Genomic DNA, 14537 nt, shown 5'->3' on the forward strand with positions numbered 1-14537 from the left:
TTTTGCGCGGTTCCTCTAGCCCTAAACCCTGCCCCAATACAAAGAATTGCCGCATGCTGCTCTTGATAGATAACTACGATAGCTTCACCTACAACCTCGTACACTATCTGGGTGACCTCGGGGCCGAAGTCGAAATCCGCCGCAATGACCAGATCGACGTGCAGGCCGCGATGGCGATGAACCCGGCGGGGATCATCCTGTCGCCCGGCCCCTGCGACCCGGATCAAGCGGGCATCTGCCTTGCGCTGACGGCAGCCGCCGCCGAAACAAGCACGCCGCTTTTGGGTGTGTGCCTTGGCCATCAGACGCTGGGTCAGGCGTTCGGCGGCAAGGTCGTGCGCGCGGGCGAGATCGTGCACGGCAAGATGGGCATGATGCACCACAAGGGTCAGGGCGTCTTTGCGGGGCTGCCATCGCCCTTTGCCGCGACACGCTATCATTCGCTGATCGTTGACCGCGCCACCCTGCCCGACTGCCTTGAGATCACGGCAGAGCTTGAGGACGGCACGATCATGGGCCTGCAGCACCGCGACCTGCCGCTGCATGGCGTGCAGTTCCACCCGGAATCGATCCGCTCGGATCACGGTCACCAGATGCTGCAAAACTTCCTGAACAACGTAAAGGTGCCGGCATGAGCGATGCTCTGAAACCTCTGATCGATGCGGCCGCCAATGGCCCGCTGACCCGGGATCAGGCCGAAACCGCGTTCCAGATCCTATTCGAGGGCGAAGCGACCCCCAGCCAGATCGGTGGTTTCCTGATGGCCCTGCGCACCCGTGGCGAGACGGTGGATGAATATGCCGCCGCCGCCCATGTCATGCGCGCCAAATGCAATCCTGTCACAGCCCCCGAGGGCGCGATGGACATCGTGGGCACCGGCGGCGATGGCAAGGGCACGCTGAATATTTCTACCGCGACGGCCTTTGTCGTTGCCGGCGCGGGCGTCGTGGTGGCGAAACATGGCAACCGCAACCTGTCGTCCAAATCCGGTGCGGCGGATGCGCTGACGCAGATGGGGCTCAAGGTGATGGTCGGACCAAAGGTGGTCGAGGCCGCCCTGCGCGATGCGGGCATCGGCTTTATGATGGCCCCGATGCACCATCCCGCGATTGCCCATGTCATGCCCACACGGTCCGAACTGGGCACACGCACGATCTTCAACATCCTCGGCCCGCTGACAAACCCTGCGGGCGTCAAACGGCAGTTGACCGGGGCTTATCGCCGCGATCTGATCCGCCCGATGGCCGCAACACTTGGCGCGCTTGGCTCTGAAAAAGCGTGGCTTGTGCATGGCTCCGACGGGACGGACGAGCTGACGATCACCGGCACCAGCTGGATCGCCGCGCTGAACCCTGATGGCACCATTTCCGAATTCGAGATCACGCCCGAAGACGCGGGCCTGCCAGTCCATCCGTTCGAGGATATCATCGGCGGCACACCCGAAGAAAACGCGCGTGATTTCAACGCGCTGCTGGACGGAACCCCATCGGCCTACCGCGATGCGGTCTTGCTCAATTCGGCGGCGGCGCTGGTCGTGGCCGATGCCGCGCCCGATCTGAAAGCGGGGGTAGAGATGGCACGTCACAGCATCGACAGCGGTGCGGCCCGTGACAAGATCACCCAAGTCGCGCGGATCACCCAGACCGCATGAGCCGTTTTGACCTGTCGCGCCTCGGGGCCTGGCGCGACCTTGCGTTCTTTGACGACACCCTGCCCGGCATCGCCGCCGCGCTGGCCGCGGACCCGCGCGAGACGCTGCCGCCCCGACCGCAGGTTTTCGCCGCGCTGGAACATACCCAGCCCGACGCGGTGCGCGTGGTGATCCTGGGGCAAGATCCCTATCCCACCCCCGGCCATGCCCACGGCTTTGCCTTTTCCGCGCGCGCCGATACCAAACCGCTGCCCCGTTCGCTGTCCAATATCTATAAGGAAATGGTGGATGACATCGGCGCGTGCCCACCGGATGCCGATCTGCGGTTCTGGGCGGATCAGGGCGTGCTGTTGTTGAACACCACATTGACCGTGCCCGCGAGGGACGCAGGCGGCCATGGGAAACTGGGCTGGCAGCAGCTGACCACGCAAATTCTTGGCCGTTTGGCCGACCGTCCCCGCGCGTATTTGCTGTGGGGCGCGCATGCCCAAAAAGTCGCGCGGGATGTGGACGGGGGACCGAACTTCAAACTCGAAACCCCGCACCCGTCGCCCCTGTCCGCGCGGCGTGGGTTTTTCGGGTCACGCCCCTTCTCGCGCTGCAATGACTGGTTGCACGCCCAAGGCCAAGCGGCCATAAACTGGGCAACACCGGAGACATCATGACCGATACCAACACTGGCACCATCCTAGACAAGATCAAAGCCTACAAGCTGGAAGAGATCGCCGCCGACAAGGCCGCCAAACCGCTTGAGGCCGTAGAGGCAGAGGCGCGCGCCGCCTCGCCCGTGCGCCCCTTTGCCGACGCGTTGTTCGACGCCTCGCGCGAGGGGTACGGGCTGATTGCCGAGGTCAAGAAGGCAAGCCCGTCAAAAGGGTTGATCCGCGCCGATTTTGACCCCGCCACACTGGCCGCTGTCTATGCCGCGGGTGGTGCGACCTGTCTGTCGGTGCTGACAGACACGCCCAGCTTTCAGGGGGCCAAGGAATATCTTGTCGCCGCCCGCGAGGCCTGCACCCTGCCCGTGCTGCGCAAGGATTTCATGTACGACCCCTATCAGGTCGCCGAAGCCCGCGCGCTTGGGGCCGATTGTATCCTGATCATCATGGCCTCTGTCAGCGATGCCCAAGCGATCGAGCTTGAGGACGCCGCCGCCCAATGGGGCATGGACGCGCTGATCGAGGTGCATGACAAGGAAGAGCTGGACCGCGCCGCCGTGCTGAAAAGCCGCATGATGGGGATCAACAACCGCAACCTCAAAACCTTCGAGACGACGCTAGATACCACGCGCCGCCTGTCGAAACATGTGGATGTGGAAAAGATGATCGTATCGGAAAGCGGGCTGAACACGCCCGAAGATCTGGCCGATATGGCGAAATACGGATCGCGCGTGTTCCTGATCGGGGAAAGCCTGATGCGTCAGGACGATGTAGAGGTCGCAACCCGCAACCTGCTGGCCACACCGCTGCGGCCGGGGGGTATGTAATGGCGCTCACGCATTTTGACGGTAAGGGTGACGCGCATATGGTCGACGTGTCGGACAAACCCGTGACGTCGCGGGTGGCCGTTGCTGAAACCCACATCAAGATGTTGCGCGAAACCTTTGATATCATTACCGAGGGCCGCGCCAAAAAGGGTGATGTCATGGGTGTGGCCCGTCTGGCGGGGATCATGGCTGCAAAACGCACCGCCGATCTGATTCCGCTGTGCCACCCTCTGCCGATCACCAAAGTGTCGGTTGAACTGACACCCGATGCCGACCTGCCCGGTCTGCGCATCGCCGCGACCGTCAAGACCACCGGACAGACCGGCGTCGAGATGGAGGCGCTGACCGCCGCCTCTGTCACCGCGCTGACAGTGTATGACATGGCCAAGGCCGTGGACAAAGGCATGGAGATCGGCGGCCTGCGGGTCGTGCTGAAAGACGGCGGCAAATCGGGCCGATACGAGGCAGAATGATCTCTGTCAGCGACGCCCTGTCGCATCTCTTTGATCTCGTCACCGCCACCGAAGTGGAAGCGGTCCCGCTGCGTCAGGCCGCGGGCCGTGTGCTGGCGCGCGATGTTGTTGCCACCCGCACCCAGCCGCCTTTCGCGGCCTCCTCTATGGATGGCTATGCCCTACGCCAGACAGAGGTCGAGCCCGACGCGATGTTTAAGGTCATTGGCGAAGCGGCGGCGGGTCATCGGTTTGACGGAGTGGTCAAGGCCGGTCAGGCCGTGCGCATCTTTACCGGTGCCCCTGTCCCCGAAGGCGCTGATTTCGTTGTGATCCAAGAGGATACGACCCGTCGTGGCGATCTGATCATGCTGGGCCATGACATCGGCCCCAAGACCAATATCCGCCCCGCCGGTGGGGATTTCCATGCAGGTGACACGATGGATGCGCCGCGTCTGCTGCGCCCTGCCGATATCGCGCTGCTGGCGTCGATGAATGTGGCGACGGTGCCGGTCTATGCCAAACCACGCGTCGCAATCATCGCCACCGGGGACGAGCTGGTGCAACCCGGCGAGGTGCCGAACCCCGACCAGATCATCGCCTCCAATACCTATGGTCTGGCCGCCCTGCTCGAACAGCATGGCGCGCAGTGCCGCATGATCCCGATTGCCCGCGACACGGTGCCCTCGCTGACCCAAGCCTTCACCATGGCGCAAGATGCCGATCTGATCATCACCATCGGCGGCGCCTCTGTCGGAGACCACGATCTGGTCGCCCCCGTCGCCGCCCAAATGGGGATGGCGCAGGCTTTCTACAAAGTCGCGATGCGCCCCGGGAAACCTCTTATGGCGGGGCGGCTGCGTGATGTCCCGATGATCGGCCTGCCCGGCAATCCGGTGTCGGCCATGGTCTGCGGGACGGTCTTTGTCGTGCCGGTACTGCGCAAGATGCTAGGCCTGCCCGCCGCGCCCGCCGCACGGATCGATCTGCCGCTTGGCGTCGATCTGCCCGCCAATGGGCCACGCGAACATTATATGCGTGCGATGGTCCGTAATGGTGCCGTCCTGCCCGAAGATAATCAGGACAGTTCGCTGCTGGGTATCCTGTCGCGCGCCGATGTCCTGATGGTCCGCCCGCCCCACGATGAGGCCCGCACTGCCGGAGAGATCATAGGCTGTATTCCCCTCTGACGGTTGACACAAAACAGGAACATCCCTAGAACAAACCCCAAATAGAAACGGGGAATGTCCGGATGCTGACCAAGAAACAACTCGATCTGCTGGCCTTTATTCACAAACGTGTGCAGCGCGACGGCGTGCCGCCCAGCTTTGACGAGATGAAAGAAGCGCTTGATCTGCGGTCCAAATCCGGCATCCACCGTCTGATCACAGCGCTTGAGGAACGCGGATTCATCCGCCGGCTTGCGCATCGCGCCCGCGCGATAGAGGTGGTGAAACTGCCCGATAGCTTGGGCAGCCTGTCCGGTGCGGGCTTTACCCCGCGCGTGATTGACGGCGACCGCCCCGATGGGCCGCCCCCTTCTGCCGCGCAGCCGGTCAGCGCGTCGTCCTTTGATGTGCCGATGATGGGCCGGATCGCCGCCGGTGTCCCGATCGAGGCGATCAGCACCATGACCCAATCTGTCGCCGTCCCCGGCGGGATGATCAGCGGCAGCGGCGAACATTACGCTTTGGAGGTGCAGGGTGATTCCATGATCGACGCAGGGATCAATGATGGCGACGTGGTGATCATCCGCGAAACCTCTGTCGCGGATGATGGGGATATCGTGGTGGCGCTGGTCGAAGACCACGAGGCGACGCTCAAGAAATTCCGCCGTCACGGCAGCTCTGTCGCACTCGAAGCCGCTAACCCCGCCTATGAAACGCGGGTGCTGCCGTCGGATAAGGTCAAGGTACAGGGACGTCTGGTCGGGTTGATCCGCACCTACTGACGCTTGCTACCGCGCAGGACTGTCCTTGGGCCATGCTGTCCACAACCGCGTGCCCGCCTTTTGGCGGGCCGTTTGCATTGTGACCCGCCCCTTATCGAGGGTGAGTGCGACTGCCCCTGAGGATCGCAACCGGTCGGGGTCAAACACATCGCAACCGCCCGTCAGCGGCGGATCGGGCACAACAGACAGCACGATGATCTGATCCGCACGGCACGCCCCGAACGCCGCCAGCGCGCGCCTGCCGGACAGGTGGATCACCTCTCGTTCCCCGATCTTTGACCTTGTGGGCCAACGCGCTGCGGCTTGGGCCTGATCGGCGCCGTCGCCGTCATTCTCCAGCCAGTTGAGCGCGACAAAGCCTGCGCCTTTTGCCTTGCTCAGCGCACGGCTCGTGGGGGTCATCACCCCCACCAGACTGCCGGTGTCCGAGATCAGCACCGTCGGACGCTCTGCACCGTGCCACACTACCCCCGCCGCAATCACGGCCCCCAGACCGGCAAACCGTAACCAGCCCTGCCACAGCAACAGCCACAAAAACCCGAGCGCCAGCAGCGGCAGCACCCAAGGGCCGGGGGCGGCCACATGCCCCTGCGCCCCGTCGATCCCCGCAACGCCCTGCGCGACCAGCAAGATCCAGCGCAACCCTGCGCCCATGACCTGCAGGGGAATCCACTCTAGTCCCAGCGGTGCCATGACCAAGGCCGCGACGGCGGCCGGCATCACCAAGATCCCCATCAGCGGGACCGACAGCAGGTTCGCGACCAAGCCATATTGCGCGATCGTATTGAAATGGGCCGCCCCGATGGGCGCGGTAAAGCCCCCCGCCACAGCCGAGGAAATCACCGTCGCCACAGCCGGTGCCAGCCACTTCGGCCCAAGCGAGACCTCGGCGTTGCGCAACCAGCCAAAGATCGCAACCAACCCCGTGGTGGCGGCAAAGGACATCTGGAACCCCGGCCCCGTCAATGCCTCCGGCCGCAAGACCAATACGATCGTCGCCGCAATCGCCACGGCCCGCAGGGTCAGCGCCCGTCGCCCGATCATCAACGCGCCAAGGGCCACGGCGACCATGATGAACGCGCGTTCGGTTGCGACATTGCCGCCCGACAACAGCAGATAGCCGCTGGCCGCCACCAGCGCCCCTGCCGCTGCGATGCTGCGCGTGGGCCAGCGCAGCGCGATCCACGGCACCAACGTCAGCACGATCCGCAACGCGCCAAAGACCACCGCGCTCAGCAACCCCATGTGCAAGCCCGAGATCGCCAATAGATGCGCAAGGTTGCTGGCACGCAGATCCTGCAGCGCGTCCTGGCTGATGGCGCTGCGGTCGCCGGTGGTGATCGCCGTGGCAAACCCGCCGATATCACCCGGCAAGATCCGCTGAATCCGGGCCGAGGCCGCCATGCGCGCCCGAAAGACCGTCAGCCCGCTATGCCCCGCCTCGGCCGGTGTCGCCGCCAGTAAAGGGGTGCGACTGTACCCCACAGCGCCCAGGCCTGCGAACCATGCATGCCGCTGGAAATCAAACCCCTCAGGCTCGACCGGGCCGCTTGGCGGCGACAGATGCCCCGTGGTCATCACCCCCAACCCCGGCGTGATATCCGCGTCAAAGCGTCTGTCGCCGTGCAAGGACACGCGCACATGCAACGGCGTACGCGCCGCAGACACCCGTTCCAGCACAACCCGATCCAGCGTCAGCCGCAAGGCGTCGGACTGGCTGCGATCCACCGCCACGACGCGCCCCGCGATCGGGCCGTAATAGCGCCACCCCAGCACCGGCCCGCCGACAGCATGGGCCCGCCACGCCGCCAGATCAAAACCGACCAACGCCAAGGCCGCGCCCAACAACACAGGCCCCGCGACCTCGCCCGCCAGAAAGGCCGCAGCCCCCAGCAGCGCCGCCCCGCCCGCGACCCAAAGCAGGACGGTCAGCGAAGGCTCAACCCGCAGCGCAAAATAGCTGCCGATCCCCGCGGCCAGACACACCGGCACCCAGCCGATCAGATGCCCCCGCTGTGCGCGCATGCTCTGCGCCATATAGGACAACAGCCCCATACTTGCCCCCGTTCTCTGCACTGGGTAGATAGTCGGGGACGCTATCTCCAAAGGAGTTAGCAAATGATAAACGGCACCCCGAACGGGCGTTTTCCGTGAACTTCTGCTGCAAAGGATCCTCCGCCCATGACAACGCCTGTCGTTACCCGTTTCGCCCCGTCTCCTACCGGTTATCTGCACATCGGCGGCGCGCGGACGGCGCTGTTCAGCTGGCTTTATGCACGCGGTCGGGGCGGTAAATTCCTGCTGCGTATCGAAGACACCGACCGCCAGCGCCACACCCCCGAGGCAACCGAAGCGATTCTGCAGGGCATGGCGTGGCTGGGACTGGATCACGACGGTGACGTGGTCAGCCAGTTCGAAAACGCCCCCCGCCACGCCGAGGTGGCGCTGCAACTTCTTGCCGAAGGAAAGGCCTATAAGTGCTTTGCCTCGCAAGAAGAAATCGCCGCGTTCCGGGATCAGGCCAAGGCCGAGGGCCGCAGCACCCTGTACCAATCACCTTGGCGTGACGCCGCGCCTGAAACGCACCCCGACGCCCCCTATGTCGTGCGGATCAAGGCCCCGCTGACGGGCGAAACCGTCATCCGCGACGCGGTGCAAGGCGACGTGGTGATCGGGAACGACCAGCTCGATGACATGGTGCTGTTACGTTCCGATGGTACGCCCGTCTATATGCTGGCCGTTGTTGTTGATGACCATGACATGGGCGTGACCCATGTGATCCGCGGGGATGATCACCTCAACAACGCCGCGCGCCAGATGATGATATATAACGCCATGGGCTGGGACGTACCGGTCTGGGCGCATATCCCGCTGATCCACGGCGCGGATGGCAAGAAACTGTCGAAACGTCACGGCGCTTTGGGCGCGCAGGAGTATCAGGCCATGGGCTTTCCCGCGGCCGGTATGCGCAACTACCTCGCCCGTCTGGGGTGGAGCCATGGGGACGACGAATTCTTCACCGACGCCCAAGCGCAAGAATGGTTCGATCTGGACGGTATCCGCAAAAGCCCCGCGCAATTCGACCTCAAGAAGCTGGAAAACATCTGCGGGCAGCACATCGCCGCCGCGGATGATGCTGCATTGCGGCACGAGATCGAGGCCTATTTGACCGCTGCCGGTCTGCCCGCGCTCACAAATGCGCAAGCTGACGGGTTGGAGCGGGCGATGTATTGCTTAAAGGATCGCGCGAAGAAATTCCCTGATCTTCTTGAAAAAGCTGAATTTATCCTCGCCGAACGCCCCATCCAACCGGACGAGAAGGCAGACAAGCACTTGGACAATGTATCCCGTGGTATGCTGACTGAATTGACGCCGCAGTTGCAGAATGTTACTTGGGACAGAGAAACGCTGGAGGAGGCGCTGAACGGCTTTGCCGCCGCTCGGGACACCAAATTCGGCAAACTGGCGGGGCCGCTGCGCGCAGCACTCGCCGGGCGGGCAGCAACCCCATCAGTTTTCGATATGATGCTGGTACTTGGGCGTGACGAAAGCCTTGCCCGTTTAAACGATGCGGCTATCTAAGATATGCAAAAGCATATTCCTGATATGCACAACAATAACTGAGGGGCGGACCGTTTCGGTATCTCCCCAGTCGACGGCATAACGCACGTCGATAAAACGATAGGAAGGGACTTCATGGCCGAAAGTACAAAATCCGCAACGTTGACCATCGACGGGAACAGCTTTGAACTGCCGATCTATTCCCCGTCGGCGGGCCCGGATGTCATGGACATCCGCAAGCTGTTCTCTCAGGCGAATGTGTTCACATATGACCCTGGCTTCACCTCGACAGCGGCCTGTGACAGCACGATCACCTTCATTGACGGTGACGAAGGCGTGTTGCTGCACCGTGGGTATCCGATCGACCAACTGGCCAGCGAATCCCACTACCTCGAAGTGTGCTACCTGCTGCTGTATGGCGAACTGCCCTCTGCCGCGCAGCTGGAAGAGTTCGAAAATCTGGTGACCAACCACACCATGATCCACGAACAGATGATCAACTTCTTCCGTGGTTTCCGCCGTGATGCACACCCGATGGCGATCATGGTCGGCGTTGTGGGCGCGATGTCTGCCTTCTACCACGACAGCACCGACATCAACGACGCGCACCAGCGCGAAGTGGCAACGATCCGTCTGATCGCCAAGATGCCGACGATTGCCGCGATGGCCTATAAGTACACCATCGGTCAGCCGTTCATCTATCCGCGCAACGACGTAGACTATGCCGGTAACTTCCTGCGCATGTGTTTCGCCGTCCCTGCCGAGGATTATGTCGTCGACCCCATCCTTGCCCGTGCGATGGACCGCATCTTTACGCTGCACGCGGACCACGAACAGAACGCATCGACATCGACCGTGCGTCTGGCGTCCTCTTCGGGGGCGAACCCCTTTGCCTGTATCGCTGCTGGCATCGCCTGCCTTTGGGGGCCGGCGCATGGTGGGGCGAACCAGGCATGTCTTGAAATGCTGAAAGAGATCGGCACACCGGACCGCATCCCTGAATTCATCGCCCGCGCCAAGGACAAGAACGACCCGTTCCGCCTGATGGGCTTTGGTCACCGCGTCTACAAGAACCACGACCCACGCGCGACCGTGATGAAAGAAAGCGCGGACGAAGTGCTTGAGCTGCTGGGTGTCGAAAACAACCCGATCCTGCAGGTCGCGAAAGAGCTTGAAAAACAGGCGCTGGAAGATCCGTATTTCGCAGAGAAGAAGCTGTTCCCGAACGTCGATTTCTACTCGGGCATCATCCTCGAAGCGATGGGTTTCCCCACGTCGATGTTCACGCCGATCTTTGCGCTGGCACGGACCGTTGGCTGGATCTCGCAGTGGAAAGAGCAGATCAGCGATCCTCAGCTGAAAATCGGGCGTCCCCGTCAGCTGTATCTTGGCGAAACACCACGCGACTATGTGGATATCGAAAAGCGCTGAATTTCAGTACATTAGTCAAAACGCCCCGCCCTCACGGCGGGGCGTTTTGCGTTTCACGGTGTGCTACCGCTGCCTGAAACCCAGGACAAAGAGAATCACCTGAAACCTCGCCCAAAAGCCCCCCGTGATCAAAGCGCCTCTTTCCAGCCCATTGTTTCAACTCACTTTTCCCCATTTCGAAACCATAGGGTCCGAAATATGGCAGTTTTGTGTTGTTGTTTCCAAGCTGGGCATAATGGTCAAAATTGATTGACCAACTGCCCCGATCATCCCAGATTCATCGTCAATTCAGCGCAGCTTTACCCTGTGCGATGCACAGCAGACCCCAATACGCCCGCTGCCCCCCGCGGAAAGGATGACCGGATGAACGACCCTCGGCCTCGCCTGCAATGGGATAACGCGACCAGCCTAAGCTGCAAGACCGCACGGCATCACCCCGCGCCGCAGGGATCGTTCGTGCATGATATCGAACAGAAATGTGACCAGATCGCGGTGGTCTATGACAAGGGCCAGACGCCGCCGCGCATCACGGTCAAGCAAGTGTCCGGCAGCGTGCACACGGTGCTCGCCGACGGGATAGCGGTGGCTGTGGTTGCCAGCGCCTCGCGTCCGACCCTCAACCCCGATGACGTGTTGCTGGTCGAACGCTCGGTCTAGCGGGATTAGCGGCCCTCGAAGCTCGCGGGGCGTTTCTGCATAAAGGCCATCACGCCCTCTTTGAAATCACGAGATTGCCCGCATTTCCCTTGTTCCTGCGCCTCTAGCGACAGCTGATCCTCCAGCGTATTGTCCCAGCTGGCGCGAATGGCGTTCTTGGCCGCGGCATAGGCTGCGGTCGGACCTTGCGCCAGATGCGCCGCCTTGGCACGCCAATGGGCGTCAAACGCGGCATCGGCCACGGCTTCCCAGATCATCCCCCAGTCATCCGCCTGACGGGCAGAGATTTTATCCGCGAACAAGGCCGCGCCCATAGCCTTGGCCGTGCCCATCTGGCGGGGCAACGTATAGGTGCCGCCCGCATCGGGCATCAGACCAATGCGCGTAAATGCTTGCAGGAAATAAGAAGATTCCGTCGCAAAGACCACATCCGCAGCCAGTGCAAGGTTCGCCCCTGCCCCTGCCGCAGGACCATTGACCGCGGCGATCGTTGGCACAGGGCAGTTGGTGATCGCCCGCAGCATGGGGCCATATTCCTCGCGCAGGGTGCGTTCCAGATCCAGCGAGCCCTTGCTGCTGCTGTCGCTCAAATCCTGACCGGTGCAAAACGCACGACCGGCACCGGTGATGACCACACAACGCGCGTCTTTGCCCGCTTGGGTAAACGCGTGCTCGATCTCTGCCCGCATTTGCGTGGTCAGCGCGTTCATCTTGTCGGGGCGGTTCATGGTGACCACGGCCAGCCCGTCGGTCAGTTCATAGGTCAGGGTTTGATAGTCCATGGCACGGGTTCCTCATCTTGATTTCCCCCGCACCTTACCCATACGACAGGCCACCGCCAGTGAAACCCCGCGTTATCGCTTCAGAATGTCGTCCAGCCGCGCCTGTTCTTGCGCGCTAAGCGGGGCCTGTTCCGCGGACGGTGCCTTCGCACGACCGCGCAGGTAGCCAAGCCCGACCCCAGCCGCGATCAATAGCATGAGGGGCCCCGCCGCCCATAACACCCAAGTCGATCCCCGCGCAGGCGGGTTCAGCAGGACATATTCACCATAGCGGTCGACGATATAAGCGACCGCCTCTTCGTCGCTATCGCCAGCCACCAGACGTTCGCGCAGCAGGATACGCAGGTCGCGCGCAAGGCTGGCATTGCTTTCGTCGATGCTTTCGTTGCGGCACACAAGGCAACGCAACCCTTTCGACAAGCTCCGCGCGCGTTGCTCAAGCGCAGGATCCGAGAGCACCTCGTCCGGCTGCACGGCCCAGGTCGGCGCAACCGATAGCACAGGTGCTACAAGCAACATCAGGGCGAGGATCAGCGCCCTCATTCTGCAGGCACCGGTTTTGTTTTCGCCGCCCCTGCCGCAACGCGGTAGCGCCGGTCTGAAAGGCTTAGCACGCCACCAAGGGCCATCAGCGCGCAGCCGATCCAAATCCAGTTGGTCAGCGGTTTGACATAAGTGCGCACCACCCAGCCGCCATTTGCCTGTTCATCCCCGATCACGACATAGACATCGCGCAGCAGATTATAGTCGATCGCCGCTTCGGTCGTGGGCATCTGCGCCACGGGATAGAAGCGTTTCTCCGGTCGCAACTGCGCAATCTCTTCCCCGTCGTGGAACAATGTCACGCTGCCGGTCGTCGCCGTATAGTTCGGACCCTGGCCCTGAGTGACATCGTCCAGCTGCACGGTGTAGCGCCCCACATCGTAGGAGTCCCCCAGCGGAACGGCGCGGATGTCATCAATCGACCACGCCGTCAGGCCAGCCACCCCCGCCATGGTCACCCCAAGGCCGGCGTGGGCCACCATCTTGCCCCAATCCGCACGCGGCAACCGCCCAAGCCGGCGCAGCCGGTTACTACCGCGCCCCGTACGCCCCCACAGATCAACAACGGTGCCCATCACGATCCACGCCCCCAAGAACAACCCGAGCGGCCCCAGCAAGCTGCGCCCCGACTGCATCGCGTAGGCCAGCCCCCCAATCGCAATCGCCAATACGAAGGCGTAGCGTAGCGGCTTTAGCGCCCGCGAAATCACCGCACGCTTCCAAGGCATCGCCGACCCGATCGGTAGGATCAGCCCCAGCATAATCATGAAAGGTGTAAAGGCGGCGTTAAAAAACGGGGGGCCAACGCTCAATTTTCTGTCGAAGAACATTTCGGCCAGCAGCGGCCACATCGTGCCAATGAACACGACGAAACAGGCAACGGCGAGCAATACGTTGTTTACCAACAAAGCCGACTCTCGGCTGACCATGCTGAACACGCCTTTCGCCTCTAACGCGCTAGCGCGCGCCGCGAACAGAACCAGCGCACCGCCCATGAAAAACGCCATGATCATCAGGATAAACACGCCGCGTTCGGGGTCATTCGCAAAGGCGTGGACCGAGGTTAGCAACCCGGACCTGACGATAAACGTCCCGATCAGCGAGAAGCCAAAAGCCAGGATCGCAAGCAGGATCGTCCAGCTTTTCAGGCTTTCTCGTTTCTCCACAACGATGGCGGAGTGAAGCAGCGCCGCCGCCAGAAGCCAGGGCATAAAGCTAGCGTTTTCAACGGGATCCCAGAACCAGAACCCGCCCCAGCCAAGTTCGTAATAGGCCCACCAGGACCCGAGCGCGATGCCGATCGTCAAAAACACCCACGCCGCCAAGGTCCAAGGGCGCACCCACCGGCCCCAAGCGGCATCAATCCGCCCTTCGATCAAAGCGGCAACGGCAAAGCTGAAGGTCATCGAAAGGCCGACATACCCCAAATACAAAAACGGCGGGTGGAAGGCGAGCCCGGGGTCCTGCAGAAGCGGGTTCAGATCCTGCCCGTCAAAAGGGGGCGTCGCCAGCCGCAAGAACGGGTTGGATGTGAACAGGATGAAGGCAAAAAACGCCACACCGATTGCGGCTTGCACAGAAAGAACCCGCGCCCGCAAAGTCGGCGGCAGATTGCCCCCGAACCACGCAGCCATCGCCCCGAATAGCGAGACAATGAGCACCCACAGCAGCATTGAGCCTTCGTGATTGCCCCAAGTACCGCTGATTTTATACAAAAGCGGCTTCATCGAGTGGCTGTTCAACACCACCAATCGCAGCGAGAAATCAGAGGTGACAAAGGCCCACATCAACGCCCCAAACGCCAGCAATGTCAGGGCGAATTGCGCGCCGGCGGCGGGCTCTGCCACGGCCATCCAACCGGGCCAGCGTTTATGGGCACCAATCAGGGGCACGACCATCTGAACGATGGCAACGCCGAAGGCGAGGATAAGGGCGAAATGTCCGAGCTCTGTAATCATACCCCGATCATAGAGCGGAGCACCGCCCCATACCATGCCGATTCACCGCGAAATCACACGACTGT

At 62.2% G+C, this 14537-nt stretch carries 14 protein-coding genes; 10 read left to right on the forward strand and 4 right to left on the reverse strand.

The window, feature by feature from the left end; all coding sequences use genetic code 11:
- Positions 1-53 precede the first annotated feature (53 nt).
- From AADW22_RS10970 to lexA, 7 genes are all read left to right on the forward strand, one after another.
- Positions 54-635 carry an aminodeoxychorismate/anthranilate synthase component II gene (locus AADW22_RS10970; protein ID WP_005853838.1) on the forward strand — a complete coding sequence of 194 codons (582 nt, stop codon included), beginning with the start codon at positions 54-56 and terminating at the stop codon, positions 633-635.
- Positions 632-1651, forward strand: a complete 1020-nt coding sequence (trpD, locus tag AADW22_RS10975) for an anthranilate phosphoribosyltransferase (protein WP_407473718.1) — start codon at positions 632-634, stop codon at positions 1649-1651. The genes AADW22_RS10970 and trpD overlap by 4 nt, the downstream gene beginning before the upstream one ends.
- Positions 1648-2316 carry a uracil-DNA glycosylase gene (locus AADW22_RS10980; protein WP_243250353.1) on the forward strand — a complete coding sequence of 223 codons (669 nt, stop codon included), beginning with the start codon at positions 1648-1650 and terminating at the stop codon, positions 2314-2316. The genes trpD and AADW22_RS10980 overlap by 4 nt, the downstream gene beginning before the upstream one ends.
- Positions 2313-3137, forward strand: coding sequence for an indole-3-glycerol phosphate synthase TrpC (trpC, locus tag AADW22_RS10985; RefSeq protein ID WP_407473719.1), 825 nt, complete (start codon positions 2313-2315; stop codon positions 3135-3137). The genes AADW22_RS10980 and trpC overlap by 4 nt, the downstream gene beginning before the upstream one ends.
- Positions 3137-3610 carry a cyclic pyranopterin monophosphate synthase MoaC gene (moaC, locus tag AADW22_RS10990; RefSeq protein ID WP_037944424.1) on the forward strand — a complete coding sequence of 158 codons (474 nt, stop codon included), beginning with the start codon at positions 3137-3139 and terminating at the stop codon, positions 3608-3610. Before trpC ends, moaC begins: the two co-directional genes overlap by 1 nt.
- On the forward strand, positions 3607-4779 hold the full coding sequence (glp, locus tag AADW22_RS10995) for a gephyrin-like molybdotransferase Glp (RefSeq protein WP_407473720.1): 1173 nt from the start codon (positions 3607-3609) through the stop codon (positions 4777-4779). The genes moaC and glp overlap by 4 nt, the downstream gene beginning before the upstream one ends.
- Positions 4780-4841: 62 nt before the next feature.
- Positions 4842-5540 carry a transcriptional repressor LexA gene (lexA, locus tag AADW22_RS11000; protein WP_005853849.1) on the forward strand — a complete coding sequence of 233 codons (699 nt, stop codon included), beginning with the start codon at positions 4842-4844 and terminating at the stop codon, positions 5538-5540.
- Positions 5541-5546: 6 nt separating this feature from the next.
- Here the strand turns inward: lexA and AADW22_RS11005 are convergent, their stop codons facing one another.
- The gene (locus AADW22_RS11005; protein WP_407473721.1) at positions 5547-7595 is read right to left on the reverse strand and encodes a ComEC/Rec2 family competence protein; all 2049 of its coding nucleotides are present in this window, start codon (positions 7593-7595) and stop codon (positions 5547-5549) included.
- Between the two features lie 126 nt (positions 7596-7721).
- Here AADW22_RS11005 and gltX point away from each other — a divergent pair, with 126 nt between their 5' ends.
- From gltX to AADW22_RS11020, 3 genes are all read left to right on the forward strand, one after another.
- Positions 7722-9122, forward strand: a complete 1401-nt coding sequence (gltX, locus tag AADW22_RS11010; protein ID WP_009824811.1) for a glutamate--tRNA ligase — start codon at positions 7722-7724, stop codon at positions 9120-9122.
- Between the two features lie 114 nt (positions 9123-9236).
- Positions 9237-10532 carry a citrate synthase gene (gene gltA / locus AADW22_RS11015; protein ID WP_037944428.1) on the forward strand — a complete coding sequence of 432 codons (1296 nt, stop codon included), beginning with the start codon at positions 9237-9239 and terminating at the stop codon, positions 10530-10532.
- A 363-nt stretch (positions 10533-10895) separates the two neighbouring features.
- A complete protein-coding gene (locus AADW22_RS11020; protein WP_005853859.1) occupies positions 10896-11189 on the forward strand; it encodes a hypothetical protein in 294 nt (97 codons plus the stop codon).
- Positions 11190-11194: 5 nt separating this feature from the next.
- Here AADW22_RS11020 and AADW22_RS11025 read toward each other — a convergent pair whose 3' ends face one another.
- From AADW22_RS11025 to AADW22_RS11035, 3 genes are all read right to left on the reverse strand, one after another.
- A complete protein-coding gene (locus AADW22_RS11025; protein WP_005853861.1) occupies positions 11195-11971 on the reverse strand; it encodes an enoyl-CoA hydratase-related protein in 777 nt (258 codons plus the stop codon).
- A gap of 72 nt (positions 11972-12043) precedes the next feature.
- Entirely contained in the window at positions 12044-12514 is a 471-nt protein-coding gene (locus AADW22_RS11030) for a cytochrome c-type biogenesis protein (RefSeq protein WP_037944429.1), read from the reverse strand.
- A complete protein-coding gene (locus tag AADW22_RS11035) occupies positions 12511-14472 on the reverse strand; it encodes a heme lyase CcmF/NrfE family subunit (RefSeq protein ID WP_180827818.1) in 1962 nt (653 codons plus the stop codon). Before AADW22_RS11035 ends, AADW22_RS11030 begins: the two co-directional genes overlap by 4 nt.
- Positions 14473-14537: the final 65 nt, after the last annotated feature.

It is taken from the genome of Sulfitobacter sp. PM12 (genome assembly GCF_045586035.1).
Lineage (GTDB): Bacteria > Pseudomonadota > Alphaproteobacteria > Rhodobacterales > Rhodobacteraceae > Sulfitobacter > Sulfitobacter pontiacus.